Below are 24,798 nucleotides of genomic sequence, written 5' to 3'. Positions count from 1 at the left end.
TTGCGTCGGGTGGGGGTGTAGCGGTGGGGGGAGACCGGCCGGCGGGCGGCACCCCGGCGGCGGGCGAAAGCCATGCGGCGGTTGGCAGCCCCACGGGAAGTCGTGGCGAGGCCCCGGCCGGGCCCTTCGGCCCCCGGGAGGCCTGCGGGATCTTCGGCATCTGGGGCCATCCCGAAGCGGTGGCGTGCACCGTGCGGGCGCTGGTGGCCCTTCAGCACCGCGGGCAGGAGAGCGCGGGGATCGCCGTCCTGGACGGCTCGGGGCGGCTGCGGGTGCACCGGGGCCCGGGCCTGGCCGGCCAGGTCTTCGGCCGCCCGGCGCACCTGGCGCGGCTGGGGGAGGGGGCCACGGCGGCCATCGGCCACGTTCGCTACGCCACCGCCGGCGATCCGGGTCCCCGCAACGCCCAGCCCCTGCTCTTCGGCGGCGACTTCGCCCTGGCCCACAACGGCCAGCTGGCGGGCGGCGAGCGCTGGCGGGCCGTCCTCGAGCGCCTGGGCGTCCCCCTGGCCACCACGGCCGATTCGGAGGTCATCGGCCGGGTCGCCCAGCGGCACGCGGCCCTGGCCTCGCGCCTGCCCGTGTCCCGGAGCGCCCTTACCGGGACCTGCCCCGTCCAGCCGGCGGCGCCGCCGGCCGGCACGGCGGCGGCGCCCGGGCCGGGCGGGACCAACCCCGCCGGCGGCCCGCCGGCCCCCTTGCTCAAGGCGCTGGCGGCGGTGCCCGGAGCGTATGCCGTGGTCATCCTGACACCCCGCGGGCTCCTGGCGGCCCGCGATCCCTGGGGCATCCGGCCGCTGGTCCTGGGCCGCATCGGCGACGCCTGGGCCGTGGCCTCGGAGAGCTGCGCCCTCGAGACGGCGGGGGGCCGGGTGGAGGAGGAACTGCCGCCCGGCAGCTGGGTGTGGCTGGGCTGCGGGGAGGCCGCTGGACCCGCCCGCGGCGCCCTGCCCGGCTGGGACCGGGCCGGCCTTGCCCGGGAGGCCTTCTGCGTCTTCGAATACATCTACTTCGCCCGGCCCGACAGCTGCTTCGCCGGCCGGAGCGTGTACGCCGTGCGCAAGGAGCTGGGGCGGCGGCTGGCCCGGGTCCACCCCGCCAGCGCCGACGTGGTGGTGGGGGTGCCCGACTCCAGCCTCCCCGCCGCGGCGGGCTATGCCGAGGCGGCGGGGCTGCCCCATGAGCTGGGCCTGGTGAAGAACCGGTACACCGGCCGCACCTTCATCCGACCGGGGTCGCGGGAGCGGGAGGAGGCGGTGCGCCTCAAGCTCCATCCCGTGCCCGGCGTCCTGGCGGGGCGGCGGGTGGTGCTGGTCGACGACTCCCTGGTCCGCGGCACCACCGCCCGCTGGCTGGTCACGGCCCTGCGGGAGGCGGGGGCCCGGGAGGTGCACCTGCGCATCACCGCCCCACCCTACCGCTTCCCCTGCCACTTCGGCGTCGACACGGGCCGGGCCGAAGAGCTCTTGGCCGCCGGCCGCTCGCCGCAGTCCATAGCCCGGGCCGTGGGGGCCGACTCCCTGGCCTTCCTGCCCCTCGATCAGGTGGTGGAGGCCACCGGCCGGTCCGCGGGGTCCCTGTGCCTGGGCTGTTTCACCGGGCGCTACCCGCTGGATCCGGAAGGCAAGGTGCGCCGGGCCGGGCGCCGTGCAGGCTCCGGCTGCGGCGCGGGGGACGGGTAAGGCCGGACGGACGGGTAAGGACGGTCGGACCCGCCGGACGGCGGGGCGATGGCTCCCCGGAAACGGGCGGGGCAGGGGAAGAACCAGGCAGGGCTGGATACGGTTCGGACGGGGCAGGGTGGGGGAGGAAGGAGGGCCGCGGGATGAGCGACAGGGCACCCGGGGAGGTGGTCCCCGGGGGTATGGGGACCGGGGGCAACAGGCTCACCTACCGGGAGGCCGGGGTCGACCTGGAGGCCGCCGATGCGGCCGTGGCGGCCATCGCCCGGGTGGCGGCCACGGCCCGCCGCCCCGAGGTGGTGGGCGGCATCGGCGCCTTTGCCGGGTTCTTCCGCTGGGGTGGGGCGGAGGGCGGTCTCCTGGCCGCCACCTGCGACGGCGTGGGGACCAAGCTGGCCGTGGCCCTGGAGCGGGACGCCCTGGAGACCGCCGGCTGGGACCTGGTGGCGATGAACGTCAACGACCTGGTGGTCCACGGGGCCGAGCCGCTGTTCTTCCTGGACTACGTGGCGGTGGGGCGGCTCGATCCCCAGCGGGTGGCGCGGGTCGTCCAGGGCATGGCGGAGGCTTGCCGGGAGGCGGGCTGCGCCCTGCTGGGGGGCGAGACGGCGGAGTTGCCCGGCCTCCTGCCGCCCGGCGGCATGGAGCTGGCGGGCTTCGCCGTAGGCCACGTGCCGGGCGGGGAGCCCCTTGACGGGCGGGCGGTGCGACCCGGCGACGTGATCCTGGGCCTGCCCTCCAGCGGTCCCCACAGCAACGGGTTCGCCCTGATCCGGCGGGTGGCCGCGGCGGCGGGCGCCCGCTGGGACGACCCGCTGCCCGGAAGCGCCGTCAGCCTGGGCGATGCCGTCCTGGCCCCCACGCGGCTCTATGCAGCCGCCGCCCGGCGCCTGCGGGAGGCCTTTGATGTGCGGGCCATGGCCCACATTACCGGAGGCGGCCTGCCGGGCAACGTGCCGCGGACCCTGCCGGCGGGGTGCCGGGCGGTGCTGGCGTGGGGAAGCTGGCCGGTGCCGCCGGTCTTCCACTGGCTCCACCGGCAGGGCGGGGTGCCGTGGGCCGAGATGGTGCGGGTCTTCAACGTGGGCATCGGCATGACCGTGGTGGTGCCGGCGGCCCAGGCGGAAGGGGCCCGCCGGCTGGCGGCGGAGGTGCTGGGGACCGAGGTGCCGGTGATCGGCCGGGTGGTGGCGGGGCCCCGCGGGGTGGACTTCGAGCCGCCGCCGGGGACGAACCCGCCGGGGGGCGCTGGGCCATGGCGCAGGGGGTAGCGCCCGCCGGGCCGGGGCCGTGCCGGATGGTGGTGATGGCCTCGGGGGCCGGGACGAACCTGCAGGCGCTGCTGGACGCGGAGGCGGCGGGCCGCCTGGGCGGGCAGATCGTGGCGGTGCTGTCCGACCGCCCCGGCGCGGGGGCCCTCGACCGGGCACGGGCGGCGGGCAAGCCCGCGGTACTGCTCCGGCCGGCGGGGGACTGGGACCGGGCCGTCCTGGACGAGCTGGCCCGCTGGCAGCCGGACCTGGTGCTCCTGGCGGGGTTCATGCGCCTGCTGGGGCCGGCGGTGGTGGCGGCGTACCGGAACCGGATCCTCAACATCCATCCCTCGCTGCTGCCGGCCTTCCCGGGCAAGGACGCGCCCCGCCGGGCCCTGGAACATGGCGTCAAGGTGACGGGCTGTACCGTCCACTTCGTCGACGAGGGCGTGGACACCGGCCCCATCCTGCTGCAGGCGGCGGTGCCGGTGCGGGACGGCGACGATCCCCAGACCCTCCACCGCCGGATCCAGCGGGTGGAACACCGCCTCTACCCGGTGGCCGTGCGGCTGGTGGCCACGGGGCGGGTGCGGCTCGAGGGGCGGCGGGTGCGGATCGTGGAGGGACCTTCGGGGTGGCGGGGCGCCGGGCCGTGGCCGGGGGCCCCGGCGCGGGAAGGAGGCGTGGCGGGTTGACGGAGCAGGAACAGAACGGCGGCCGGCAGGCGCCTGCCGCCGAGGTGAACACCCCGGGAACGGTGTCGGGCCCGGCCCGGCGGCGGGCCGTCCTGAGCGTGGCCGACAAGCAGGGGATCGCCGAGCTGGGCCGGGCCCTGCACCGCCTGGGCTGGGAACTGGTCTCCACCGGCGGGACGGCCCGGGTGCTGGAAGAAGCCGGCTTGCCGGTGACCCCCGTCCAGGCGGTGACGGGCTTTCCCGAGCTGCTGGAGGGGCGGGTGAAGACCCTGCACCCGGCCCTCCACGCCGGCATCCTGGCCCGGCGCCGGCGGCCGGACGACATGGCGGCCCTGGCCGCCCACGGCATCGTGCCGGTTGACCTGGTGGTGGTCAACCTCTACCCCTTCGCCCAAGCGGCCGCCGCCGGCGTGGCCGGCACCGACCTGCTGGAAGAGATCGACATCGGCGGGCCCGCGCTGATCCGGGCCGCCGCCAAGAACTGGCCCCACGTCGCCGTGGCGGTCGATCCGGCCGACTACCCGGAGATCGTCGCGGCCCTCGAGCAGGGCGGACTGCCGGAGGCCCTGCGCCACCGGCTGGCCGTCAAGGCCTTCGCCCACACCGCCGCCTACGATGCGGTCATCGCCCAGGTGCTGGCGGGGACCCGGCCGGAAGACTTTGTGCCGGGGGACCTGGTGCCGGGGGAGGCGTTGCCTGCTGGAACGGAGCGCCCGGCCGGGGAGGGGCCGGCTGCCGCCGAAGTGGCCGCCCAGGGCACTCCGGCCCGGGCAGGGGATGGCGCCTGGCCTCCCCTGCTGGTGCTGCCCCTGCGCCGGGAGAGCATCCTGCGTTACGGTGAAAACCCCCACCAGGCGGCGGCCGTGTACCGGCCGCTGTTCCCGCCGGGGGTCTTCCCGCCGGGCGGGTTCGTCCAGCGCGGCGGCAAGCCCATGTCGTACAACAACTGGCTCGACACCCTGGCCGCCTGGCGGGCCGTCCAGGAGTTCGCCCTGCCGGCGGCGGTGGCGGTCAAGCACGCCACCCCCTGCGGCATCGGCGCCGCCCCGACCCCGGCGGGCGCCTTCCGGCTGGCCCGCGACGCCGACCCCGAGTCCATCTTCGGCGGCATCGTCGCCTTCAACCGCACCGTGGACGAGGCCACCGCCCGGCTGCTGGCGGAGATCTTCCTGGAGGTGGTCGTCGCCCCGGGCTTCAGCCGGGAGGCGCTGGCCCTCCTCGCCGGGCGGAAGAACCTTCGGATCCTGGAGGCGCCGGGCCCGGCGGCGGCCGCCGGCGGATCACCCCCACCCGGGCCGGGGCACGCCGGTACAGGCGGAAGAGCCTCAGCGGCGACGGGCACCGGCGGGTCCTGGGGGGCCTGGGAGGTCCGCGGCCTGGGCGATTGCTGGCTCGTCCAGGAGGCCGACCCGCCCCTTCCCGCCGGCGTCCGGACCGGCTGGCAGGTGGTGACCCGGGCCTCCCCCTCGCCCGGGCAGTGGGAGGCCCTGGACTTCGCCTGGCGGGCGGTGAAGCCCTGCCGCTCTAACGCCATCGTGGTGGCGGCCGCCCAGCCGGGCGGCGGCTGGCGCACCCTGGGCATCGGCGCCGGCCAGACCAGCCGGGTGCGGGCGGTGGAACAGGCGCTGGCCCTGGCGGGCGAGTCGGCCCGGGGGGCGGTGCTGGCCTCCGACGGGTTCTTCCCCTTCCCCGATTCGGTGGAACGGGCGGCGGCGGCGGGGATTGCCGCCATCGTGCAACCGGGCGGGTCGGTGCGTGACGCGGAGGTCATCGCCGCCGCCGAGCAGGCGGGCATCGCCATGGTCTTCACCGGCCGGCGGCATTTCCGGCACTGAGGCGGCGCGCCCGGTCGTGCGGCGACATGGCCGGCCGGTGGCGTCTCCGGCGGCACGCCGTGAGGTCCCAAGGGGAGGGAGGAGGGGCATGCGGGTAGCGGTCATCGGCAGCGGCGGGCGGGAACACGCCCTGGTGCGGGCGCTCATGCAGAGTCCCCGGGTGGAGCATGTCCTGGCCCTGCCCGGCAACGACGGCATGGCCGCTCTGGGCGCCGAGTGCCTGGGCGGCGATCCCCTGGACCTTGACGATACCGCCCGGCGCCTTCAGGCCCGGCGGGTCGACCTGGCCCTGGTCGGGCCCGAGGCTCCCCTGGTGGCAGGGCTGGCCGGCCGGCTGGAGGCCGCCGGCATCGCCGTCTTCGGACCGAGCCAGGCGGCCGCCCGCATCGAAGGAAGCAAGGCTTTCGCCAAGGCCTTCATGGCTCGCCACGGCATCCCCACCGCCGCGGGCTGGGTCTTCGACGACCCGGCGGCGGCGGAGGACTTTATCCGCCGCCACCCGGGCCCGTGGGTGGTCAAGGCCGACGGCCTGGCGGCGGGCAAGGGCGTGCTGGTGTGCGACGATGCCGCCGCGTCCCTGGAAGCGGTCCGGCGCCTCATGCGGAAGGGCGTGCTGGGGGCCGCAGGCCGCCGGGTGGTGATCGAGGAGCGGTTGGAGGGGCGGGAGCTCTCGGTCCTGGCCGTGACCGACGGCCGCCGGGCCCACCTCCTGGCCCCGGCCCGCGACTACAAGCGCCTGGAAGACGGCGACCGCGGACCCAACACCGGCGGCATGGGGGCCTTCTCCCCCGTGCCGGGCGTTTCGCCCGCCCTGCTCGAGGCCATCCGGCACTCCATCGTGGAGCCTGCGGTGGCGGGCCTTGCGGCGGAGGGGTGCCCCTTCCGGGGCGTGCTCTACGCGGGGCTCATGCTGACGGCCGAGGGACCCCGGGTGCTGGAGTTCAACTGCCGGCTGGGCGACCCGGAGACCCAGGTGCTGGTGCCGCGGCTGGCCGGCGACCTGGCGGAGCTGGCCTGGCAGGCGGCCACGGGACGTCTTCCGGCGGAGCCGCCGGCCTGGCGACCGGAGGCGGCGGTGTGCGTGGTGCTGGCGGCGCCCGGCTACCCGGACGAACCCGCCCGGGGCCTGCCCATCAGCGGCCTGGAACGGGCGGCGGGCCTTCCCGGGGTGTTCATCGACCACGCCGGCACGCGGCGGGAGGGCGGCCGCTGGGTCGCCGCGGGCGGCCGGGTGGTGGCGGTGACGGCCCTGGGCTCTCGCCTAGAGGAGGCGCGGCAGAAGGCCTACGCCGCCGTAGAGCAGATCCGTTTCCCGGGGCTGCGGTTCCGCAGGGACATCGCTCTGTTCAACCACGGGGAAGGAACGGGCAACTCCCTCACCGATTAAGCGCAGGACCCGGCGAATAGCAGGACCCGGCCGTTCTCTGTTGAATAACCATTGTGAAACGGATCACAAGTAGCGGACAACCGAGCCGTGTCTCCTTCGGGGCAGGGTGAGGGCCAGGAACCGGCCCGCCGAGGCTGCTTCCTGCGCGCCAATTCCCGACCGGCGGTGATGCGCGGCACCCCCGGTGCCGCGACGAGCCCGCGAGCCCGGTGGCGGGGATCCAGTGACCCCCGCAGGGCAGGAGCCGGTGCGATCCCGGCGCCGACGGTAAAGTCCGGATGGGAGAAGGGGGCAGGGCGTCGGGCCGTGGAACGTTTGTCCTTTCCCGCGGCCTGCCGTTGACCTGTCTCGTCCCGCCCCGGCATCTGCTGGGGCCTTTTTCGTGGTGGGGCGATGGGGTTTCGTGCGCCTCTCGACCGGCGCCAGGCCGGGCGGGTGTCCGCCTGCCCTCGCCCCGCCTCCGGGGCCTGCTTCTCCCTTTTCCCCCATCCCTGGCAACGGTTTCACCTGCCCGTGGGGCGAGGGCTCGCCGGCACGGATTCCGGTCCGTGTCCCGGCTTGGTCCTGGCGGGTGCCGGCCTTCCCTCACCCCGCACCGGACGTTCCGGGTCGGGGTCGATCGGCAAGGCAGGGCGCCGGCCATCGCCCGGCAGCCCGTGGGGGCGGCTGTGAAGGGGGTTGGCTGCATGATGGGCGACGATCTGGCGCCCGGGTCCTCGCCCGGGACATTCCGCCCGGCCCGTCCCTCCGCTGGCGGGGCGGCTCCAGTTGCCGGCCGTGCCCGACTGGCGGTGGACAGGGAGGCCGACCGCCACTTCATGAAGCGGGCTCTGGACCTGGCGGCGAGAGCCGGCGGGCGGACCCATCCCAACCCCATGGTGGGGGCCGTCATCGTCCGGGACGGGGTGGTGGTGGGCGAAGGGTACCACCGGCGCGCGGGGGAGCCCCACGCCGAGGTTGAGGCCCTGCGGTCGGCAAGAGACCAGGCCCGGGGGGCGACCATGTATGTCACCCTGGAGCCCTGTTGCCACCACGGCCGGACGCCACCCTGCACCGAGGCCATTCTGGCGGCGGGTCGGCGAGGACTGGATGGTCAGCGGCTACCTTCGGGATCCCGCGGCTCTGGTCTGCGATCAACGGCCGGCCTGTCGGGAAGGCCCGCCACCTGCGCCCCGGGCTCCCGGCGGTACACCGGGGCCGGCGACTCCAGGAGAGAGTGCGGGAACCCACTAATATGTCCTGCCCTCCTGTCCGGAAGCAGTCTCGGTCTCTCACGGGGTGGGGCAAGGGCACGAGGGAGGCCTGGTGATGTTCACCGGTATCGTTCAGGGCAGGGGCCGTTGCGTTGACCTGAAGGCGACGGGCTCAAGCCTGCAGATCTGGATCGAAGCTCCGTTTCTCGGCCAGGTCCGCCCCGGCGACAGCGTGGCCGTGGACGGGGTATGTCTGACGGTCGCCGCCATCCGAGGGAACCGGCTGGCTTTCACGGTGGTCCCCGAGACCCTGCGTGTTACCACCCTGGGCGACCTGCGACCCGGCGACGAGGTCAACGTCGAACCGGCCTTGCGCTGGGGCAGTCCCTTAGGAGGACACCTGGTGATGGGCCACGTGGACGGCACCGGCACGGTGATGGCGGTGTCGGCTCAGGACGCCGGCGTGTTGATGGAGATCGAGGCGCCGGCAGACCTGGTCCCCTTTGTCGCTCCGAAGGGCTCGATCACGGTGGACGGTGTGAGCCTCACGGTGGTCGAAGTGCGGGGTCGCCGCTTTACCGTCGCGCTGGTCCCCCACACCCTCGAGCACACGACGTTGGGACGGCACCGGCCTGGTGATCGGGTCAATCTGGAGGTTGACTGGCTGGCCCGGTATGCCGCCCGGCACCCGGCGACGACGGGGGCCCCGGTGCCGGAACGGCCGGCCCGCTTGCCTGGAACGGCCGTGACCCTTGCACCTTTGGATCGGCCCAAGCACGACGCCGGCCTCCACGCCCAGGAGCCCGACCCGGTCCAGCGGGTCCGGACGGCCCTGGCCGCATTGCGGGCGGGAGGCATGGTGGTGGTCCTCGACGACGACGGCCGCGAGGGCGAAGGGGATCTGGTCCTGGCGGCGCAGCATGCGACGCCGGACCGCATCAATTTCATGTTGCTTCATGGGCGCGGGCTGATCTGTGCGGCCATGGCGGCGGACCGCTGCCAGGCCCTGGGGCTGCCGCTGATGGTGGATCCACCCGCCGATCCCATGGGCACACCTTTCACCATCAGCGTCGACGCCCGGCACGGTGTCACCACCGGCATCTCGGCGGCCGACCGGGCACGGACGTTCCAGGTGCTGGCAGATCCGGCCAGCACGGCGGCGGACCTGGTCCGGCCCGGCCACGTCTTCCCGTTGCGGGCCCGCCCATGGGGCGTCATGGAACGCCGGGGCCACACGGAGGCCGCCGTGGACCTGGCGCGCCTGGCAGGGATGGAACCGGTGGCGGCCATCTGCGAGATCCTTGGTGGCGACGGCACGCCCCTGCGGGGAACGGAGATCATCGCGTGGGCCATGGCCAACGGCCTGCCGTGGGTCACCGTCGGCGATCTGGTGGCGTACCGCCTTCGCCACGAGACGCTGGTGCGGGCGGTGGCCGAAACGCGGCTGCCCACGCGCCACGGCGAGTTCCGCTTGACGGCCTTCGAATACATGCCGGACGGCACGGTCCACCTGGCCCTAACCTGCGGCCTGGACCGCCCGGCTTTCAGGCACCACCGGGCGAGGTCAAGCGCGGTTCGGCCGAGTCCTGCGGCGGCCGGGTCGACGCCCGTCCTGGTCCGCGTCCATAGCCAGTGCCTGACGGGAGATGCCCTGGCATCCTGGCGCTGCGACTGCGGAGACCAGTTGCATGCCGCCCTGGAGCGGATCGGCTCCGAAGGCAGGGGTGCCCTCGTCTACCTGGCCCAGGAAGGACGCGGCATCGGGCTGGCGGCCAAGATCAAGGCGTACGCCTTGCAGGACCGCGGGTTGGACACGGTGGATGCCAACCTGGCCCTGGGCTTCCCTGCGGACGCCAGGGATTACGGAGTGGCGGCCCAGATCCTGCGCTCCCTGGGGCTCCGCCGGATCCGGCTCCTGACCAACAACCCGGACAAGATCGCCCAACTGCAGGGTCACGGCATCGAGGTCGCAGAACGGGTCGCCCTTCCGGCCGCCTTCCATGCGGAGAACCTCCACTACCTGACGACGAAGCGCGACCGTCTCGGACATTCCTTGGACTGGCTCCCTGCTGCGGAGGCCGCGGTGCCGGCCGGCCCCTCTGAAGGGGACGGGCGGCGCCGGGTGAGCGGAGAGCCTGCACGGGAGGGGGAATGACCGGTGCCCGTGTACGAGGGGCGGTTGGATGCCGGCGGACTTCGGATGGCCGTGGTGGTCGCCCGTTACAACCGGCCGATCACCGCTGCCTTGTTGGCAGGAGCCCAGGACGCGCTGCGGCGCCACGGGGTTGGGGATGAGAACGTGGACGTGGTCTGGGTGCCTGGCTCTTTCGAACTCCCCCTGACGGCACGCCGCCTGGCAGAAACAGGGCGCTATCAGGCGGTGATCGCCCTGGGCGCGGTGCTGAAAGGAGCCACGGCCCATTTCGAATACGTGGCCGGTGCGACAACCCAAGGGCTGATGCAGGCCGGCCTTCTGAGCGGCGTGCCCGTCGTCTGCGGCGTGGTCACCTGCGAAACCCTTGAACAAGCCCTGGACCGGACCGGCCTGCGGGCAGGCGACCGGGGCGCCGAGGCGGCCCTGACCGCCCTGGAGATGGCCAGCCTGTTTCGGCAGCTCCCCGGGCGAGACTGACCGGCGGTCCGGCTCGGGACGGTCGACCGGAGGCATGGTCCGGTACCCGGGACGGCCGGCCACCGCCCCTGTATGATGCTGGCCCCGCCTGGCTTGGAATGGCGCCGCTGCCACCGGTACATGCTGAACCCGTGCCGGGGGTGGGGCTCATGGTGCGTTGCGCTTGGCGGGACGGGCAGCAACATGCCCAGCTGGCCCACCAGGTCAAGGAACTGACCCGGCTGTCGTCGGCTTTGTCGGAGCGGCTGGGTGATCTGGTCCAGCAGCTCGAGTCCGCCAACCGGGCAGGGTTCACCAGCGAGTTCACCGGGGTGGTGGCCGTGGATGTGGAGCGGCTGCGGGCAGCCCTTCACCACACGGCCGACCTGAACGTGCGGACCTTCCGCTGGCGCGGGCGGCCGGTGGCCGTCCTCCTCTTCCTTGAACCCCTGGTGGACACCCGGCGCCTGGGCGGGCTGGTGGAAGACCTGGACAAGTTCCTGCGCCAGGGAACGGCCAAGGCGGCCCTGGACCCGGCCTGGTGGCGCCTGGGCGACGAGGTGGAGACCCTGCCCGGGCTGGACGAGGCGGTGATCCGGTTGCTCACGGGTCACGCCGTCCTCTGCCTGGAAGGGCAGCGGCGGGTCTGGGTCTTTGAGGTGCGCAGCTTCCGGCAGCGGGCCGTCGACGAGCCCCAGGCGGAGCGGCTAGTGCGGGGCCCCCGGGACGGGTTCGTCGAGAACGTCGAGGTCAACGTGGCCCTGATCCGCCAGCGCCTGGTCACCCCAAATCTGGTGCTCAGGACCTACCGCCTGGGGGATGTGGCCCGCACCAGGGTGTGCATGGTCTACCTGGAAGGGATCGCTCCTGCGGAGCTGGTGTCGGAGGTCGAGCGGCGGTTGGCTCGCATCCGCTCCGACGCGGTGCTGGATTCGGGGCAGCTGGAACAGTGGCTGGAAGACCGGCCGTGGTCGCCCTTCCCCCAGCTGATGGAGACGGAGCGGCCGGACCGGGCCGTGGCCAACCTGCTGGCCGGGCGCATCGTGCTCTTTACCGACGGGAGCCCCTTCGCCCTGGTGGCGCCTGCCCTGTTCAGCCAGTTCTACCAGTCGCCCGAGGACTACTACCAGCGGTGGATCATCTCCACCCTGATCCGGCTGATCCGGGTCCTGTCCATGACCCTGGCCCTGCTGGTGCCGGCCCTGTACATTGCCTTCGTTTCCTTCCATCCGGAGATGATCCCCACGCCCCTGGCGGTGCTGCTGGCTTCCATGCGCGGCGGCGTGCCCTTTCCCGCCATCGGCGAGGCGCTGCTGCTGGAAACGGCGGTGGAGATCCTGCGCGAGGCCAGCATCCGGCTGCCCGGACCCATTGGTCCTGCCATCAGCATCGTCGGCGGCCTGATCATCGGCGAGATGACGGTCTCGGCGGGCCTGGTCAGTCCCGCCATGGTGATCGTGGTGGCCGTGACCACCATCGGCTCCTTTGCGACGCCCAACTACAGCGCGGCCATCGCCCTGCGCATCCTGCGCTATCCTCTGATGCTGGCCGCGTCGGTGTTCGGCCTTTATGGGGTGGTCATCGGACTCCTGCTGATCATCGTCCACCTGGCGGACCTGGAATCCTTTGGACTACCCTACCTGTATCCCTTCACCCCGCCCCGGTCGCTGAAGGAACTCAGGGACACCCTGGTGCGGGCGCCCCTGCCCGCGGTGCAGCGGGGTGAGGGTGCCACCCGCCCGTAGCCCGGCGGGGGAGGTGTCGCCGTTGCAGAACAGCCAGGCGGTCACCGTACGGGGGGCCCTGACGGTGATCGTCAACGTCATGATCGGGGTGGGCATCCTCACCTTGCCCCGGGAGGTGGCGGCCCGCAGCGGCCCCGACAGCGTGGTGGCCACCCTGCTGGGGGCCCTGCCGGTGGCCGTGGTGCTGGCCGCTCTGAACGGGCTCTCCCCATGGATGCACCGGCGCCGGCTGCAGCACGGGCTGGAAATGCTGGTGGGGCGCTGGCCGGCCCGGATCCTGCTCGTGGCCTACGCGATCTACTTTGGCGTGCTGGCATCGGTCATCGCCCGGGCCTTTGCCGAGGTGGTCAACGCCAACGTGCTGCGCAACACGCCGGTGGAGGCCATCATGATCCCGATGCTGCTCGCCGCGGTCTTCCTGGTCCACCACCGCACCGTCACCATGATGCGGGCCATCGAGCTGACCTTCCCCGTGCTGCTGGTGACCCTGGTGCTGCTGGCCCTGGCCACTATGGGCCGGGTCAACCTCATCTACGTGCGGCCCCAGTGGGCGTTGGGCGCGGGACCCCTCATCCAGGGCGCCGCGGCGTCCCTGTTTGCCTATTCAGGTTTCGCGGTGTACCTCTTCCTGCTGCCCGAGCTGGAAGCCCGGCCCCGCCGGGCCATGCCCTGGCTGGTGGCAGGCCTGGTGGGCCTGATCTACAGCATGGTGGTGTTTTCGGCGGTGGGCACCTTCGGGGTGGTGGAGGTCCAGCGCATCACCTGGCCCACCATCGAGCTGGTGAAGGTGACCCAGATCCCTGGCCGGGTGTTCGAGCGGCTGGAGTCGGCCTTCCTGGCCGTGTGGGTGACGGCGGTGTTCACCACCGTGGGTCCGGCCCTCTTCGCCGCGGCCAAGGCCTTGCAGGCCCTGTTCGAGCTCGACGAGCACCGGGTCCTGGCCCCCATGGCCCTGCCCCTCATGTACGTGGTGGCGCTCCTGCCGGCCAACTTCGCGGCCGTGGGCCAGCTGATGACCGTGCTGGGCTGGGTGAGCCTGGGCCTGGAGGTGGCCGTGCCCCTGCTGCTCTGGGCGGTGGCGGCGATCAAGGGCCGGCGCCTGCAGCGGGCTCACCGCGGCCCCGCGGCGGCGGCTGCCGCAGGGGCCGGTTCCTCCCTGGTCCGTCCGTCCGGGGGTCGACCCGGGCTGGTCGCCGGTGCTGGATCGTCCGCCGGGTCCGGGGCGGCCTCCGGCCCCGAGCGCGGGGTGTAGCCCGTGGCCCGGTGCTGCCAGGGCGCCCGGCGGGCGGTGGCTGCGGACCGGCGTCCCTCCCGCCGCCCCGGCGGGCGGCTGGTTCTGGTGCTGGTGGCGGCCGCCCTGGTGCTGGGCGGGTGCTGGGACGCCCGGGACGTGGAAGATCGGGCCATCGTGGTGGGGGTCGGCCTGGACCGGGCCCGGGGCGGGCGCATTGAGGTGAGCCTGGAGGTGACCATTCCCGGCGGCACTGCCACCCGGCCGGGCATCAGCGGCAGCCAGCCGGGGCAGCGTGGCGGCCTCCAGGGGGGCACCAAGGTGGTGCTTACGGCTACGGGAGCCACGGTCCACGAGGCGATCGCGCACCTTCGGGATGCCGCCCGCTTTGACATCTTCCTCGGCCACGTGCGGGTGGTCCTCATCGGGGAAGACCTAGCCCGCTCCGGGGTCCTGCAGCACCTGGAGATGCTGGTGCAGAACCCCGAGATCCGGCGGCTCATCCCCCTGGCCGTGGTGGAGGGCCGGGCCAGGGATTTCCTGACCGGGACCATGGCCCAGGACGCCACGGCGGGGCTTTACCTGAGCCAGATGCTGGACGATCTGACCCGCACCGGCCGTGCCCCCAACGTGGACCTGTCGCGGTTCCTCACCGATGTCTCGGAACCCGGCGTCGATCCGGTGGCCTCCGTGCTGCGGCGGGCGGCGGGAACGGAAGCGGGCATCGACTGGGCCGGCCTGGCGGTGTTCAGGGACGACCGCCTCCAGACGATCATCCGGCCGCCCGAGGCATGGTACCTGATGTGGGCCATGGGCAGCCCGCGGCGGACCACCCTGTTCGTCCCCGTGCGGGAGCCCGTATCGGGCGGCGTGGTGCTCGACATCTTCCACGTGGACTCGCGCCTCAACCTCAAGGGGCCGCCGGACAGCCGTGAGGCGGTGCTTCGCCTGCTGGTGGAGGGGCGGGTGGTCGAGCACCGGGCCGGCGGGGTCGACCTGACGGACACCGCCACCATGCACCGGATCCAGGCCCGTACGCAGCGGGACCTGCAACAGCAGGTGCAGCGGATCGTTGCCCGCGTCCGCGGCCTGGGAGCCGACCCTTTTGGCATCGGGCGCGCCCTGCGGGTGGTGGAGCCGTCCCTCTGGCGGCAACCGGACCGCGCTACGCGCCAGGCCGCAGGGCGCATCGAGGCCCGGGTAGAGGTCGTGGTCCGGGTGCGCCGCACCGGCTTGACCATCCGGTAGAACCGCGCCCGCGGGCCCGGGGGGCCGGCCCAGCCGCAAGGCGGGACCGTCCCCACGGGAGGGGCACCAGGACGGGGCAAGGGAGGTGCCGGCATGTCCACCATCCTGGCGGTGGTGGCCCTCTTGGCCGAGGCCGCGGAGCCCGTGACGGCTCTGGCCTTCCTGGGCAGCGGCCTGTTCCTCTTGCGGTTCGAAGCGACGGCCGGGGACCTGGGACCCGCCGCCCGGCGGCTGGCCCGCCGGGTGGGCTGGGCGTACCTGGTCCTGGCCGGCGTGATCGGTGTCCTGCTGATCACCGGCATCGTGCCCTGGGGCCTGGCAGAACACGGGTAGCCGGCGTCCTGCCCCCTGCTGGGGGATCGGGCCCGCCGGGCGGGCCGTGGAGGGCAGGGACAGGCTGGCTCAGGCGCCCGGCCAGGTCGCCCCGAGCCCCCGCAGGCAGAACCCCACCAGCGGCTCTACGGCTTCGGCCAGGTCGGCCGGCACCTCCGCCTGCAGCCAGCTGATCACCACCTCGTAGAGGGCGCCGATCAGGGCGCGGGCGGCGATGTCCGCCGGCTGGTCAGGGAGCAGGCCCTCCTCCACTGCCTCGCGGATGTCTTCCGCGACAAGGTCCCAGAGCTCCCGGTGGATGCGGGCCAGGAGCTCGTCAAAGAGGGGATGGGCGCCCGGCGCCCGGACCAGGGCGATGTGGGCCAGGTTGCGATGGGCGCCGAAGACCCCCAGGGCCGCCCGGATGGAAGCCGCCAGCTTGTCCAGCGTCGTGGCCATGCCGGCCCGGGCCGCCACCACCTCCGCCAGCACCCGGCCGTACAGGCGCTCGATCAGGGCGATGCACGACTGCTCCTTGTTGGCGAAGTACAGGTAGAAGGTCCCCGTCGCCACTCCGGCCCGCTCCACGATGTCCTTCACCGTGGTCTGGTGGTAACCCCGGGTGGCGAACTCCGCGGCGGCGGCTTCCAGCAACTGCTCGTACCGTTCCTGCAGGCGGGGGTCGTTGCGCCCCGCCAGGGGCGGCTGCTTGGCCATGATCCGGGCTCCTTGGCCTCCTGTATGCCTCACGGGTCTCCTGCATGCATCACGTGCGGAACCTGACGCACGGAACCTGGCTCGCAACTGGTTCATTGTAGCATGGCGGTCTGCCCCCGGACATAGGCATGAAGGGGCGCCGGGGCCCGGCCCAACGCCCTGGAACGGCGCACCTTGCCGGCCGGCCCGGCCGGAGGATCCCGACGCCCGGACCGCCTCACCGGCGCCGGCCCGGGCCGGCGCGGCATGCCGCAACCCGGTCCGGCAGCCTTGACGAACCCGGCCCCGGCGGGCGCAGGGACGGAGGGACCATCGTGGCAGGGGAGGAACGCCGCTGGTTTGCGGCCGGGCTGCTGGCCGGCCTGTTCGTCCTGGTCCTGGCGGTGCGCATGGCCGCTCCCACCCCGGCGGACGACATGGTGTCCCCCGCCGGCCCGGCGCCGGTGGTGCCGCGGTTTGCCGCCGGGGAGCCGCCGGCTCCCGCCAAGAAGAAGCTGCCCATCTACAGCGTCCAGACGGACGCCAGGCGGATCGCCATCTCCTTCGACGCCACCTGGGGCGCCGACAAGACGCCGAAGATCCTGGAGATCCTGCGCCGGTACAACGTGAAGACCACCTTCTTCCTGGTCAGCATGTGGATCCGCAAGTATCCCGAGGAGACCCGCATGATCGCCCGGGAGGGGCACGAGATCGGGCTGCACTCCGCCACCCACCCCGACTTCCGCACCCTCTCCGACGCCGAGATCCGGCGCGAGCTGGAAGACAACCTCCGGGCCGTGCGGGAAACCGCCGGTTTTGAGGCCCGGCTGTTCCGGCCGCCCTTCGGCGCCTACGACGACCGGGTGATCACCGTGGTGGAGAGCATGGGCATCATCCCCATCCAGTGGGACGTGGATTCCCTGGACTGGATGGACGTGACGCCGCAGCAGATCGTGGACCGGGTGACCCGGCTGGTTCGCCCCGGTTCCATCGTGCTCTTCCACAACAACGCGGAGTCGACGCCGGCGGCCCTGCCCGAGATCCTGCGCCGCCTCCAGGGCGAGGGGTACGAGATCGTCCCCGTCTCCCAGCTCCTGCACAAGGGGCCCTACTACATCGATCACACCGGGCGCCAGATCCCCACCGGCCCGCCGCGCCTGGCGCCGGCCCCGTCCCCCGGCCGGGAGCCGGAAGGCGGCGGGGGCGGGAACGGGGACGGGAACCGGTCCTAAAGGAATCCTGGCCTCCCACCCGAATGGTAGGAGAAAGGGCCGCGGGAGGGGGCGGGTTCGGCCGCCGGACGAACCCGGCCTGCCGGGACCCGCTGGGGGGTGAGGCCATGACGCTGGGAGGGCCGGAGCCGGCCGCCGTGGTCGTGCGGACCGTGATCAGCCGGGTCACCGATCCGGCGCCGCCGGGGATGCCCACCACCGGCCCGCTGGTCGACCGCTTTGGCCGGGTGGTGCGCAAGCTGCGCATCTCCCTGACGGACCGCTGCAACTTTCGGTGCGTCTACTGCATGCCCGAAGGGGACATCCCCTGGATTCCCACCGGCGAGATCCTGACCTTTGCCGAGATCGAGCGGGTGGTGCGGATCGTCGCCGGGATGGGGGTGGAAAAGATCCGCCTGACCGGCGGCGAGCCCCTGCTGCGCCCCGGCGTGGAGGAGCTGGTGGCGCGGCTGGTGCGGGTGCCGGGGATCCGGTCGGTCAGCATGACGACCAACGGCTTCTTCCTGCGGGAAAAGGCCGGGGCCCTCAAGGCGGCGGGCCTGAGCGGCATCAACATCAGCCTCGACTCCCTGGACCGGGACCGGTTCCGCCAGCTCACCCGCCGGGACGAGCTGGACCGGGTGCTGGAGGGGATCGCGGCCGCGGCCTCGGCGGGCCTGGAGCCCGTCAAGATCAACGCCGTAGTGATGCGGGGCATCAACGACGGTGAGATCGAGGCCTTCCTGCGCTGGGTGCGGGAGCAGCCCATCCAGCTGACGTTGCGCTTCATCGAGTTCATGCCCCTGGACGGGTCCAACGTCTGGACCCGGGACCTGGTGTACACGGCGGAGGAGATCCTCCAGCAGGCCCAGCGCATTGCGCCCGTGGTGCCCCTGAACAACGACCCCGCGGACCCGGCCCGCCTGTACCGGTTCGCCGACGGCCGGGGCACCTTCGGCATCATCGCTTCGGTCTCCCAGCCCTTCTGCGCAAGCTGCGACCGGATCCGGCTGACGGCCGACGGCAAGATCCGCAACTGCCTGTTCGCCGTGGAGGAGTTCGACCTGCGGGAACTTTTGCGCGGCGGGGCCGGTGATGAGGCGGTGGCGGCGGCCATCCGCCGGGCGGTGTGGGTCAAGTGGGCCGGCCACCTGATCAACCAGAAGGGTTTCGTTAAGCCCCAGCGGGCGATGTACGCCATCGGCGGCTAGAGCAGGCGCTGGGGCCGGCCGGCGGGGCGGACGCCGGGCCCGGCGCCCGCGGGGCTTGCTGTGGCTTCGCGAGCCGGGGGTGCCGCCCGGGCCTGCCGGCCGGAGGCGGCCGGGAAGACTGGCCCCCGTCCCTCCTTCGCGCTATCCTGGTGGCAACTGGAGGGATGGCAATGGCCGAGGCAACCTTCGACCGCCAGGCCGCCTGGCAGCTGTTGACGGAGTTTACCCAGTCCCCCCACCTGATCAAGCACGCCCTGGGGGTGGAGGCGTGCATGCGCTACTACGCCCGCCTCTTCGGCGAGGACGAGGAGAAGTGGGGGATCACCGGCCTGCTCCACGACTTCGACTATGACCGCTACCCCTCCCTGGAAGACCACCCCTTCCGCGGCGCCGAGATCCTGCGCCAGCGGGGCTGGCCCGAGGAGATCGTGCGGGCCATCCTGTCCCACGGCGATCACACCGGCGTGCCGCGGCAGACCCTCATGGAGAAGGCCCTTTACGCCGTGGACGAGCTGACGGGCTTCGTCATCGCCTGTGCCCTGGTCCGGCCCACCGGCCTGGCCGACCTGACCGTGCAGTCGGTGAAGAAGAAGTTCAAGGACAAGGCCTTCGCCCGCGGGGTGAACCGGGAGGACGTGATCCGCGGGGCGGAGGACCTGGGCGTCCCCCTGGACCAGCACATCGCCCACGTCATCGAGGCGTTGCGGGGCATCGCGCCGCAGCTGGAGCTGGCCGGGTAGGCCTGCCGCCCGCCCTGGACGGCCGCCCGGTGGCGGCGGTCCGGCCGTGCCGGCATGCTGCCGCCGGGGGCCGGCCGGGCCGGCAGGCCCGGCTGCGGGAGGGATTCGCCGTGCGCATCGTCTCCCTGGCCCCCAGCAACACGGAGATCGCCTTTGCCCTGGGCCTGGGGGAGTTCGTGGTCGGGGTCGACGACCACTCCGACTTCCCTCCGGAGGTGGCGCGCCTGCCCCGCGTGGGGCCGGACCTGACCATCGACATCGACCGGGTGGCCGCCCTTGAGCCCGACCTGGTCCTGGCCTCCCTCAGCGTTCCCGGCATGGAGCGCAACGTCGAAGCCCTCCGGCGCCGGGGCCTGCCCCACCTGGTGCTCAATCCCCAGCGCTGGCCCGAGGTGCTGGCCTCCATCCAGGCGGTGGCCACCGCCACCGGACGGGACGAACGCGGCCGCGAGCTGGTCCGGCAGCTGGAAGCCCGGGCCGCCGCGGTCCGGCAACGCATGGCGCGGCTGGCCGCCCGGCGGGGGCGGCCCTGGCGGCTTTACCTCGAATGGTGGCCGCGGCCGCTGATCACACCCGGCCGGCGGAGCTGGTTCACCGACATGGCCGAGATGGCCGGAGGGCAGAATATCTTCGCCGATCTCGACCGCACCAGCGGCGTCGTCGAGCCGGAGGCGGTGGTGGCCCGGGTGCCCGACGTGATCCTGCTGTGCTGGTGCGGGACGCTGCAGGGGCACATGGACCCGTCGCGGGTGGCGGCCCGGCCGGGCTGGGGCCGGCTGGAGGCCGTGGCCCGAGGGCGCATTGTGCCCTTGCCCGAAGCCCTGTTCGGCCGGCCCGGCCCCCGCCTGGTCGAGGGGCTGGAGCGCCTGGCCGGCCTCCTGGCCGGGTTCGTCCAGGAGGAGGCAGGGGAAGGAGGGCCCGGCGAAGATGGATCTTCAGGAAGTGCAGCTGTCCCACCCGGCCGCTGACCCCGCCTCGGCGACGGTGGTGAACGAGGTGCGGCGCGTGGCGCCCGGGGTGCAGCCGCAGGGCAATCGCCTGCGCTTCGAAGCCGATCTGGTGGCCCGCATCGAACCCTTCACCCGACCGGGCAAGGTGGAGATCTACCGCTGCCCGGAGGGCTGGCTGCTGTACTGCTACGATTCGGCCAAGGACAACTGGGCCTGCTCCGGTTCCACCCTGGAAGAGATGATCGGCCGGCTGGAGGAAGACAGCCTGGCCCACCTGGTGCGGGCGGGGCTGGAGCGCAGCGGGCACCTGGCCGCCCGGCAGCCGTAGCCGGTGCGCGGGGCCCGCGAGGCCCGCGAGGTCTGGGCTTGCGGCGCCCCGGCAGGCGTGCATCCTGCCGGGACGGGTGAAGCCGGCCGGCTGCCGGCTCGCTGGCCCGGTGGCCCGGCCGTGAAAGGGCCGGGACCAAGCCCGCCCGGCGGTGACCGGCGGGCACCCCGCCCCCAGAGGCCCGCTGCTCCCGACCGCCGGCGGGCGGCGGGCGCCAGGCGGGATGCCCGAGCCCGCGGTGACCCGGGCCGGCGGCTATCCGGGCTGGCCCGGCCCGGCCGCTTCCCCGGCGCCGGCTGCCCGTTCGTCCCGGGTCCGGGCTCGGGGCCGCGGCTTCCGGCCCCGGCCCCGGGCCAGCAGGTAGACGGCCCCTGCGACGGCGGTGAGCGGTGCCAGCACCACTACGATCTCGACGACCAGGAGGGCCATCTCCCGCAGGCCCCACCAGAGCAGGCCCTGGCGGGCCATGATCAGCGGGATCAGCGCCAGCAGGGCGAAGTACGCCATCCCGGCATAGCGGAAAAAGCGGTGCGCCCGCTGGCGGGCCCGCTCGAGGCGTTCCTCGTCCGGTGGAGCGGCTGGCTCGCTGCGCCGCTGGTCATGGCCCCTGCCGGGTCGCTCGCGGCTCTCGTCCGGGTGCTCGTGCTCGCGACGGGCCCCGCCGCGGCCCTTGCCGGGGTGGTCCCCGGCCCGTGCGGCGGCCCCCTCCTCGCCCTCCGGGCGGGCCGCCGGGGCGGCGGCAGCGGGGCGTACCTGGCCTGGGGTCCCGGAAGGGGCCCCGGGGCGCTCCGGGTGGCGCCCGGCCGTCGCGGTGGCCGGGCCGTGGGACGAGGCCTGACCCCCGCCGGGCCCTCTGCCCAGGAGTGCTTCCAGCTCCCTGGGCGCAAGCTGCCACACGGCGGCGGGAACCTCCAGCCGCCCGGCGGCGGCCAGGTTTCTCCCGGCCCCCAGCACCGCCCGCCGCCACCAGGACCTGAGGACCAGCATGTGGTAGCCCATCTCCGCGGCCACCCGGGTGGTGGCCTCGGCCAGCCGCCGGGTCTCCTCGATGCGGCCCCGGTCGAGGGGCCGCCGGGCCAGGTGCTGGCGGATGACCTCCTCCAGCTGCTGCTGGCGCCGCTGGGCGTTGATCTCCGCGGCGATGGGGCTGAGCCCCCGGTCCTGGAAGAACCGGGCCAGCCAGGCCAGGGCGGGCTCGGGGTCTTCCGCCCAGGTGGGCTCCGCCAGCTCGGCCGCGGGCAAGGCCACATACCCGTACCGCTCGATGAACTGGCCCCACAGCTCCAGGAAGGCGGCCACCGGCCCGCCGTGTTGCGGCGACGCTCCTCCGTCGGGACCGGGGACGCCCTGGGCAAGGCGCGACAGCCGGGGATGGTAGGGCGGTTCCCGGAAGACGGCCGCCACCGCCCCTGCTTCCCGGCCGCGGGCGGCCATGTGCCAGAGCCGCTGGCCCATCTCCGCCACCACCGCCGGAACGGGCACCAGGTCGCCCGCCCGCGGGGCACCGGGCAGCTGAAAGGCCTGCAAGAGGGCGTCCAGCTGCCAGAGGCTAAGGGTCGCCAGGGCTTCGAGCCGCAGGAGCCGGTCCAGGTGAGCCCGCCAGATGTCCCGGCAGCGTTCCAGGGTCCGGCGCCATTCCTGGAGCCGCCCGGGCTCGCCGGACCGGCCGGGCCCGCCGGGGGTCCCCCCGGCCCGCTCCAGGGGGATCACCCGCAGGCGCAGCTCGCCGACGTCGGCCAGCAGGGTCCGGGCACCCTGCTCGTCCCACCAGCGAACCAGCTCGGCCGCCTGGCGGGCGGCGATCCAGCCGTGGCGGGCGGCCCGCCAGGCCAGAGCCCCCGGCCAGGCGGCGGCCGGAAGGGGGCGGGCCAGGAGATGGCCGTGTTCGTCCACGGTCAGGTCGACACCGGCGCTGGGCAGCGATAGGTCCCGGCTGATCCGCGCCGTCAGGTCCGGCAGCTCCTCCCGCCACAGGGCGGCGGAATAGCGGGTCAGCGGGCGCGGCGCCAGAGCCTCTTCCCGGCGCCACGGGCCCGGGCGCCCGCCGGCCGGTTCAAGCCAGGCACGGGGTAGAAGGCTCCACGGTGCCAGGGGTCCGGTCCCGGCGAGGTTGAGGCCGCTGTCCTCTCCCCTCGGGGTGTCGCCCGGCCTGCCGCCGGGTGGACCCGCCGGGGGCGAGGCCACCGGCGGTGCGGTGGAGGGGGCGCCATCAGCCGGAGCCCCAGGAGTCCCGTTGGCGCCTGCCGGCCTGGCGCCGGCTGGCTCCGGGTCAGGGGCGGCCGTGCCGGTCACTGTGCGGACCTCCGGACCGGCACCCGGCCGGGGTTGCGGGTGGGCGTTACTGGTCACGGGCTCGTTCCTCCACAGGGCCGTTCAAAGGTTGGTGCCGCGGGCGGCACCCTGCTCATCATAGCAAAGCCGCCGCACAACGGCTGAGGCGGCTGCCCGGCGGCGGACGGCCCGACCGGCGGGCGGCCGCATGGGGGCCCGCGCGGCCCCGGGGTCCGCATGGGCAGCGTGTGGGCGAGACCGGCCATACCGGTGCGGCCCCCGGGCTCACTGAACGGCCGTGGCGGGAGGCTCAAGGCCCGCGAGCGCATGGGGTGAGCATAAAATCAAGCCAAGGTAAACTAGGTAGCGAAAGCGTTCAACGGGGGTGCCCGGACAATGCCACAGCGGCTTGATCATTTGCCCCTCACGCGGGAGGAGTATCGCGCGTTGCATGAACTGAAACAACGATTGCTTGCCGACCGCCGCATTAGCCGCTTAGTTCTTTTTGGGTCAACTGCCCGGGGTGACAGAGACGAGGAATCTGACATCGATGTGCTCGTGTTAACACGAGGAGAGTTACAGCACAGAGAGCGCCACCAGGTCATTACCAGCGTCGTGACGGACATCAATGCACGCTATGGAACCACCATTTCTACCATCGTCATTCCTGAAGAATCGTGGAATCACGGTATTCATTCGGTGTCGGCCCTTCGGGAAAACGTCGATCTGGAGGGGGTTCAGTTGTGAGCGATGGAACATCGCGTCGCGAAGCCGATGAATTGCGTAGAAAATATGTACTGAACTGGTGGAAAAATCGGAGGAGAGCCTGCATGATGCTTGGACACTCTACAATCAGGGTTCGCTTTTCGCATGCGTAGTCCGGCTTTATTATGCCGCGTTTTACGCCGTTCAGGCTTGGTTTGGAGAACAGGGGATTACCTATCGAAAACACTCTGGAGTTCGTTCCGGATTTCATCGACACTTGATACAAACTACTAGAACAAGCCCAAGAGTTCTTGGATGACCTCCGAATACTCATTGCGTATTTGAATGACTAATGGTCATCCATCGAGCCTTTTGTATTGAACGCCTGTATTGCGATCCTTGTCAGGCCGTCACACTCCCTCGGAGGCGGCCCGAGCATGCCATGATAACCCGCTACATCCACGTCGCGTACCTCCCACACCATCCCTCAAGTAGTACCAGGCCACAATGTCCCGAGTCCGACCCGGGGTCCTTGAAGTTGACCAACCTGGGCGGTGTTCCCTCCGGGGGCAACTCCCAGCTCCGGCACCAGGGGTCCCGGGCCGGCAGGGCATCCAGGGCAGCCCGCCGGCGCCGCAGGGAACCGGTTCCTCCCAGGCGAATGGATGGGCGGAGGTGACCGGGCTTGACCGCAACGGGGGATGGAGCGGACCGCCGTTACGAGTACCTGCTGGTGGAGACCGACGGGCCGGTGGCGATCGTCCGTCTGAACCGGCCGAAGGTGCTCAACGCCCTGCGGCGGGACCTGATCGAAGAACTGGCCGGGGCGCTGGCCGGGTTCGACCGCGACCCGGACATCCGCTGCATGGTCCTAACCGGCAACGAGCGGGCTTTCGCCGCCGGCGCCGACATCGCCGAGATGGCGGGCAAGGGCCTGGCCGAGGTGACCGGGGACGACCTGCTGGGCGCCTGGCAGCGCCTGTGGCGCATTCGCAAGCCGGTGATCGCCGCGGTCCAGGGCTACTGCCTGGGCGGCGGGTTTGAGCTGGCCATGGGCTGCGACATCATCATCGCAGGCGAGTCGGCCCAGTTCGGCCAGCCGGAGATCAAGATCGGCGTGATCCCCGGCGCCGGCGGCACCCAGCGGCTGACCCGCGTGGCCGGGAAGTACAAGGCCATGGAGGCCATCCTGACGGGACGGATGATCCCCGCCCGGGAAGCCGAGGCGTGGGGGCTCGTCACGCGGGTGGTGCCCGACGAGCAGTGCCTGCCCGAGGCCGTGCGGCTGGCCCACGCCATTGCGGGCATGCCGCCGCTGGCGGTGCAGATGGCCAAGGCGGCGGTGCTGCAGGCTTACGAGACGCCCCTGGGGGCGGGGCTGGAGTTCGAGCGGCGGCTGTTCTACAGCCTGTTCGCCACGGAAGACCAGAAGGAAGGCATGCAGGCCTTTCTGGAGAAGCGGGCCCCCCAGTGGAAGGGCCGGTAAGGAGGCGA

21 protein-coding genes and 1 pseudogene are annotated in these 24,798 nt (G+C 73.0%); 20 read left to right on the top strand and 2 right to left on the bottom strand.

Translation table 11 applies throughout. The features are described 5' to 3' along the window. Nucleotides 1–23 precede the first annotated feature (23 nt). From DYI95_RS07120 to DYI95_RS07065, 12 genes and pseudogenes are all read left to right on the top strand, one after another. Nucleotides 24–1,682, top strand: coding sequence for an amidophosphoribosyltransferase (locus DYI95_RS07120; RefSeq protein ID WP_243149668.1), 1,659 nt, complete (start codon nt 24–26; stop codon nt 1,680–1,682). 143 nt (nt 1,683–1,825) lie between these two features. Continuing rightward, nucleotides 1,826–2,953, top strand: a complete 1,128-nt coding sequence (gene purM, locus DYI95_RS07115; RefSeq protein WP_116900461.1) for a phosphoribosylformylglycinamidine cyclo-ligase — start codon at nt 1,826–1,828, stop codon at nt 2,951–2,953. Beyond that, the gene (gene purN, locus DYI95_RS07110; RefSeq protein ID WP_116900462.1) at nt 2,938–3,630 is read left to right on the top strand and encodes a phosphoribosylglycinamide formyltransferase; all 693 of its coding nucleotides are present in this window, start codon (nt 2,938–2,940) and stop codon (nt 3,628–3,630) included. The genes purM and purN overlap by 16 nt, the downstream gene beginning before the upstream one ends. Next, nucleotides 3,627–5,465: a bifunctional phosphoribosylaminoimidazolecarboxamide formyltransferase/IMP cyclohydrolase gene (gene purH, locus DYI95_RS07105; protein ID WP_116900582.1), complete on the top strand. Its 1,839-nt coding sequence runs from the start codon at nt 3,627–3,629 to the stop codon at nt 5,463–5,465. The genes purN and purH overlap by 4 nt, the downstream gene beginning before the upstream one ends. A gap of 88 nt (nt 5,466–5,553) precedes the next feature. Continuing rightward, nucleotides 5,554–6,852, top strand: a complete 1,299-nt coding sequence (gene purD / locus DYI95_RS07100) for a phosphoribosylamine--glycine ligase (protein ID WP_116900463.1) — start codon at nt 5,554–5,556, stop codon at nt 6,850–6,852. Between the two features lie 818 nt (nt 6,853–7,670). Next, a pseudogene (locus tag DYI95_RS07095) lies at nt 7,671–7,928 on the top strand (bifunctional diaminohydroxyphosphoribosylaminopyrimidine deaminase/5-amino-6-(5-phosphoribosylamino)uracil reductase RibD); the annotation flags it as partial. A 232-nt stretch (nt 7,929–8,160) separates the two neighbouring features. Next, a complete protein-coding gene (gene ribB / locus DYI95_RS13265) occupies nt 8,161–10,200 on the top strand; it encodes a 3,4-dihydroxy-2-butanone-4-phosphate synthase (protein ID WP_116900464.1) in 2,040 nt (679 codons plus the stop codon). Between the two features lie 3 nt (nt 10,201–10,203). Beyond that, a complete protein-coding gene (gene ribH, locus DYI95_RS07085; RefSeq protein ID WP_116900465.1) occupies nt 10,204–10,677 on the top strand; it encodes a 6,7-dimethyl-8-ribityllumazine synthase in 474 nt (157 codons plus the stop codon). A gap of 149 nt (nt 10,678–10,826) precedes the next feature. Beyond that, nucleotides 10,827–12,401: a spore germination protein gene (locus tag DYI95_RS07080; protein WP_116900466.1), complete on the top strand. Its 1,575-nt coding sequence runs from the start codon at nt 10,827–10,829 to the stop codon at nt 12,399–12,401. Between the two features lie 22 nt (nt 12,402–12,423). Continuing rightward, the gene (locus DYI95_RS07075) at nt 12,424–13,653 is read left to right on the top strand and encodes an endospore germination permease (RefSeq protein WP_116900467.1); all 1,230 of its coding nucleotides are present in this window, start codon (nt 12,424–12,426) and stop codon (nt 13,651–13,653) included. Nucleotides 13,654–13,656: 3 nt separating this feature from the next. Beyond that, nucleotides 13,657–14,880: a Ger(x)C family spore germination protein gene (locus tag DYI95_RS07070; protein WP_116900468.1), complete on the top strand. Its 1,224-nt coding sequence runs from the start codon at nt 13,657–13,659 to the stop codon at nt 14,878–14,880. Between the two features lie 93 nt (nt 14,881–14,973). Beyond that, on the top strand, nt 14,974–15,213 hold the full coding sequence (locus DYI95_RS07065; RefSeq protein WP_006903727.1) for a hypothetical protein: 240 nt from the start codon (nt 14,974–14,976) through the stop codon (nt 15,211–15,213). A 69-nt stretch (nt 15,214–15,282) separates the two neighbouring features. On the opposite strand, the gene DYI95_RS07060 is transcribed toward DYI95_RS07065, so the two are convergent. Continuing rightward, nucleotides 15,283–15,909: a TetR/AcrR family transcriptional regulator gene (locus DYI95_RS07060; RefSeq protein ID WP_116900469.1), complete on the bottom strand. Its 627-nt coding sequence runs from the start codon at nt 15,907–15,909 to the stop codon at nt 15,283–15,285. 314 nt (nt 15,910–16,223) lie between these two features. On the opposite strand from DYI95_RS07060, the gene DYI95_RS07055 reads away from it, so the two are divergent. From DYI95_RS07055 to DYI95_RS07035, 5 genes are all read left to right on the top strand, one after another. Then, nucleotides 16,224–17,120 carry a polysaccharide deacetylase family protein gene (locus DYI95_RS07055; protein WP_116900470.1) on the top strand — a complete coding sequence of 299 codons (897 nt, stop codon included), beginning with the start codon at nt 16,224–16,226 and terminating at the stop codon, nt 17,118–17,120. Between the two features lie 107 nt (nt 17,121–17,227). Further along, a complete protein-coding gene (gene moaA / locus DYI95_RS07050; protein ID WP_116900471.1) occupies nt 17,228–18,310 on the top strand; it encodes a GTP 3',8-cyclase MoaA in 1,083 nt (360 codons plus the stop codon). A 170-nt stretch (nt 18,311–18,480) separates the two neighbouring features. Then, the gene (locus DYI95_RS07045; RefSeq protein ID WP_116900472.1) at nt 18,481–19,050 is read left to right on the top strand and encodes an HD domain-containing protein; all 570 of its coding nucleotides are present in this window, start codon (nt 18,481–18,483) and stop codon (nt 19,048–19,050) included. A 110-nt stretch (nt 19,051–19,160) separates the two neighbouring features. Next, entirely contained in the window at nt 19,161–20,018 is an 858-nt protein-coding gene (locus DYI95_RS07040; RefSeq protein ID WP_116900583.1) for a cobalamin-binding protein, read from the top strand. Continuing rightward, the gene (locus DYI95_RS07035) at nt 19,978–20,328 is read left to right on the top strand and encodes a hypothetical protein (RefSeq protein WP_116900473.1); all 351 of its coding nucleotides are present in this window, start codon (nt 19,978–19,980) and stop codon (nt 20,326–20,328) included. Before DYI95_RS07040 ends, DYI95_RS07035 begins: the two co-directional genes overlap by 41 nt. Nucleotides 20,329–20,583: 255 nt before the next feature. On the opposite strand, the gene DYI95_RS13095 is transcribed toward DYI95_RS07035, so the two are convergent. Further along, entirely contained in the window at nt 20,584–22,620 is a 2,037-nt protein-coding gene (locus DYI95_RS13095; protein WP_305849849.1) for a hypothetical protein, read from the bottom strand. 426 nt (nt 22,621–23,046) lie between these two features. Here DYI95_RS13095 and DYI95_RS07025 point away from each other — a divergent pair, with 426 nt between their 5' ends. From DYI95_RS07025 to DYI95_RS07015, 3 genes are all read left to right on the top strand, one after another. Continuing rightward, a complete protein-coding gene (locus DYI95_RS07025; protein WP_158556044.1) occupies nt 23,047–23,346 on the top strand; it encodes a nucleotidyltransferase domain-containing protein in 300 nt (99 codons plus the stop codon). 58 nt (nt 23,347–23,404) lie between these two features. After that, nucleotides 23,405–23,623, top strand: a complete 219-nt coding sequence (locus tag DYI95_RS13260) for a HEPN domain-containing protein (RefSeq protein WP_158556045.1) — start codon at nt 23,405–23,407, stop codon at nt 23,621–23,623. A 366-nt stretch (nt 23,624–23,989) separates the two neighbouring features. Continuing rightward, nucleotides 23,990–24,790, top strand: a complete 801-nt coding sequence (locus DYI95_RS07015) for an enoyl-CoA hydratase-related protein (protein ID WP_116900477.1) — start codon at nt 23,990–23,992, stop codon at nt 24,788–24,790. The last annotated feature ends 8 nt before the right edge of the window (nt 24,791–24,798 follow it).

This window comes from Thermaerobacter sp. PB12/4term (assembly GCF_003403315.2).
GTDB lineage: Bacteria > Bacillota > Sulfobacillia > Thermaerobacterales > Thermaerobacteraceae > Thermaerobacter.
The sequence above is the reverse complement of the archived record's forward strand: the minus strand, read 5'-3'. Positions and strand labels throughout refer to the sequence as shown.

Coding starts and splice junctions, on each gene's coding strand:
- ribB (WP_116900464.1), top strand. CDS start 8,161: ATGTTCACCGGTATCGTTCAGGGCAGGGGCCGTTGCGTTGACCTGAAG.
- purD (WP_116900463.1), top strand. CDS start 5,554: ATGCGGGTAGCGGTCATCGGCAGCGGCGGGCGGGAACACGCCCTGGTG.
- moaA (WP_116900471.1), top strand. CDS start 17,228: ATGACGCTGGGAGGGCCGGAGCCGGCCGCCGTGGTCGTGCGGACCGTG.
- DYI95_RS07080 (WP_116900466.1), top strand. CDS start 10,827: ATGGTGCGTTGCGCTTGGCGGGACGGGCAGCAACATGCCCAGCTGGCC.
- purN (WP_116900462.1), top strand. CDS start 2,938: ATGGCGCAGGGGGTAGCGCCCGCCGGGCCGGGGCCGTGCCGGATGGTG.
- purM (WP_116900461.1), top strand. CDS start 1,826: ATGAGCGACAGGGCACCCGGGGAGGTGGTCCCCGGGGGTATGGGGACC.
- DYI95_RS07035 (WP_116900473.1), top strand. CDS start 19,978: ATGGATCTTCAGGAAGTGCAGCTGTCCCACCCGGCCGCTGACCCCGCC.
- DYI95_RS07060 (WP_116900469.1), bottom strand. CDS start 15,909: ATGGCCAAGCAGCCGCCCCTGGCGGGGCGCAACGACCCCCGCCTGCAG.
- DYI95_RS07065 (WP_006903727.1), top strand. CDS start 14,974: ATGTCCACCATCCTGGCGGTGGTGGCCCTCTTGGCCGAGGCCGCGGAG.
- DYI95_RS07045 (WP_116900472.1), top strand. CDS start 18,481: ATGGCCGAGGCAACCTTCGACCGCCAGGCCGCCTGGCAGCTGTTGACG.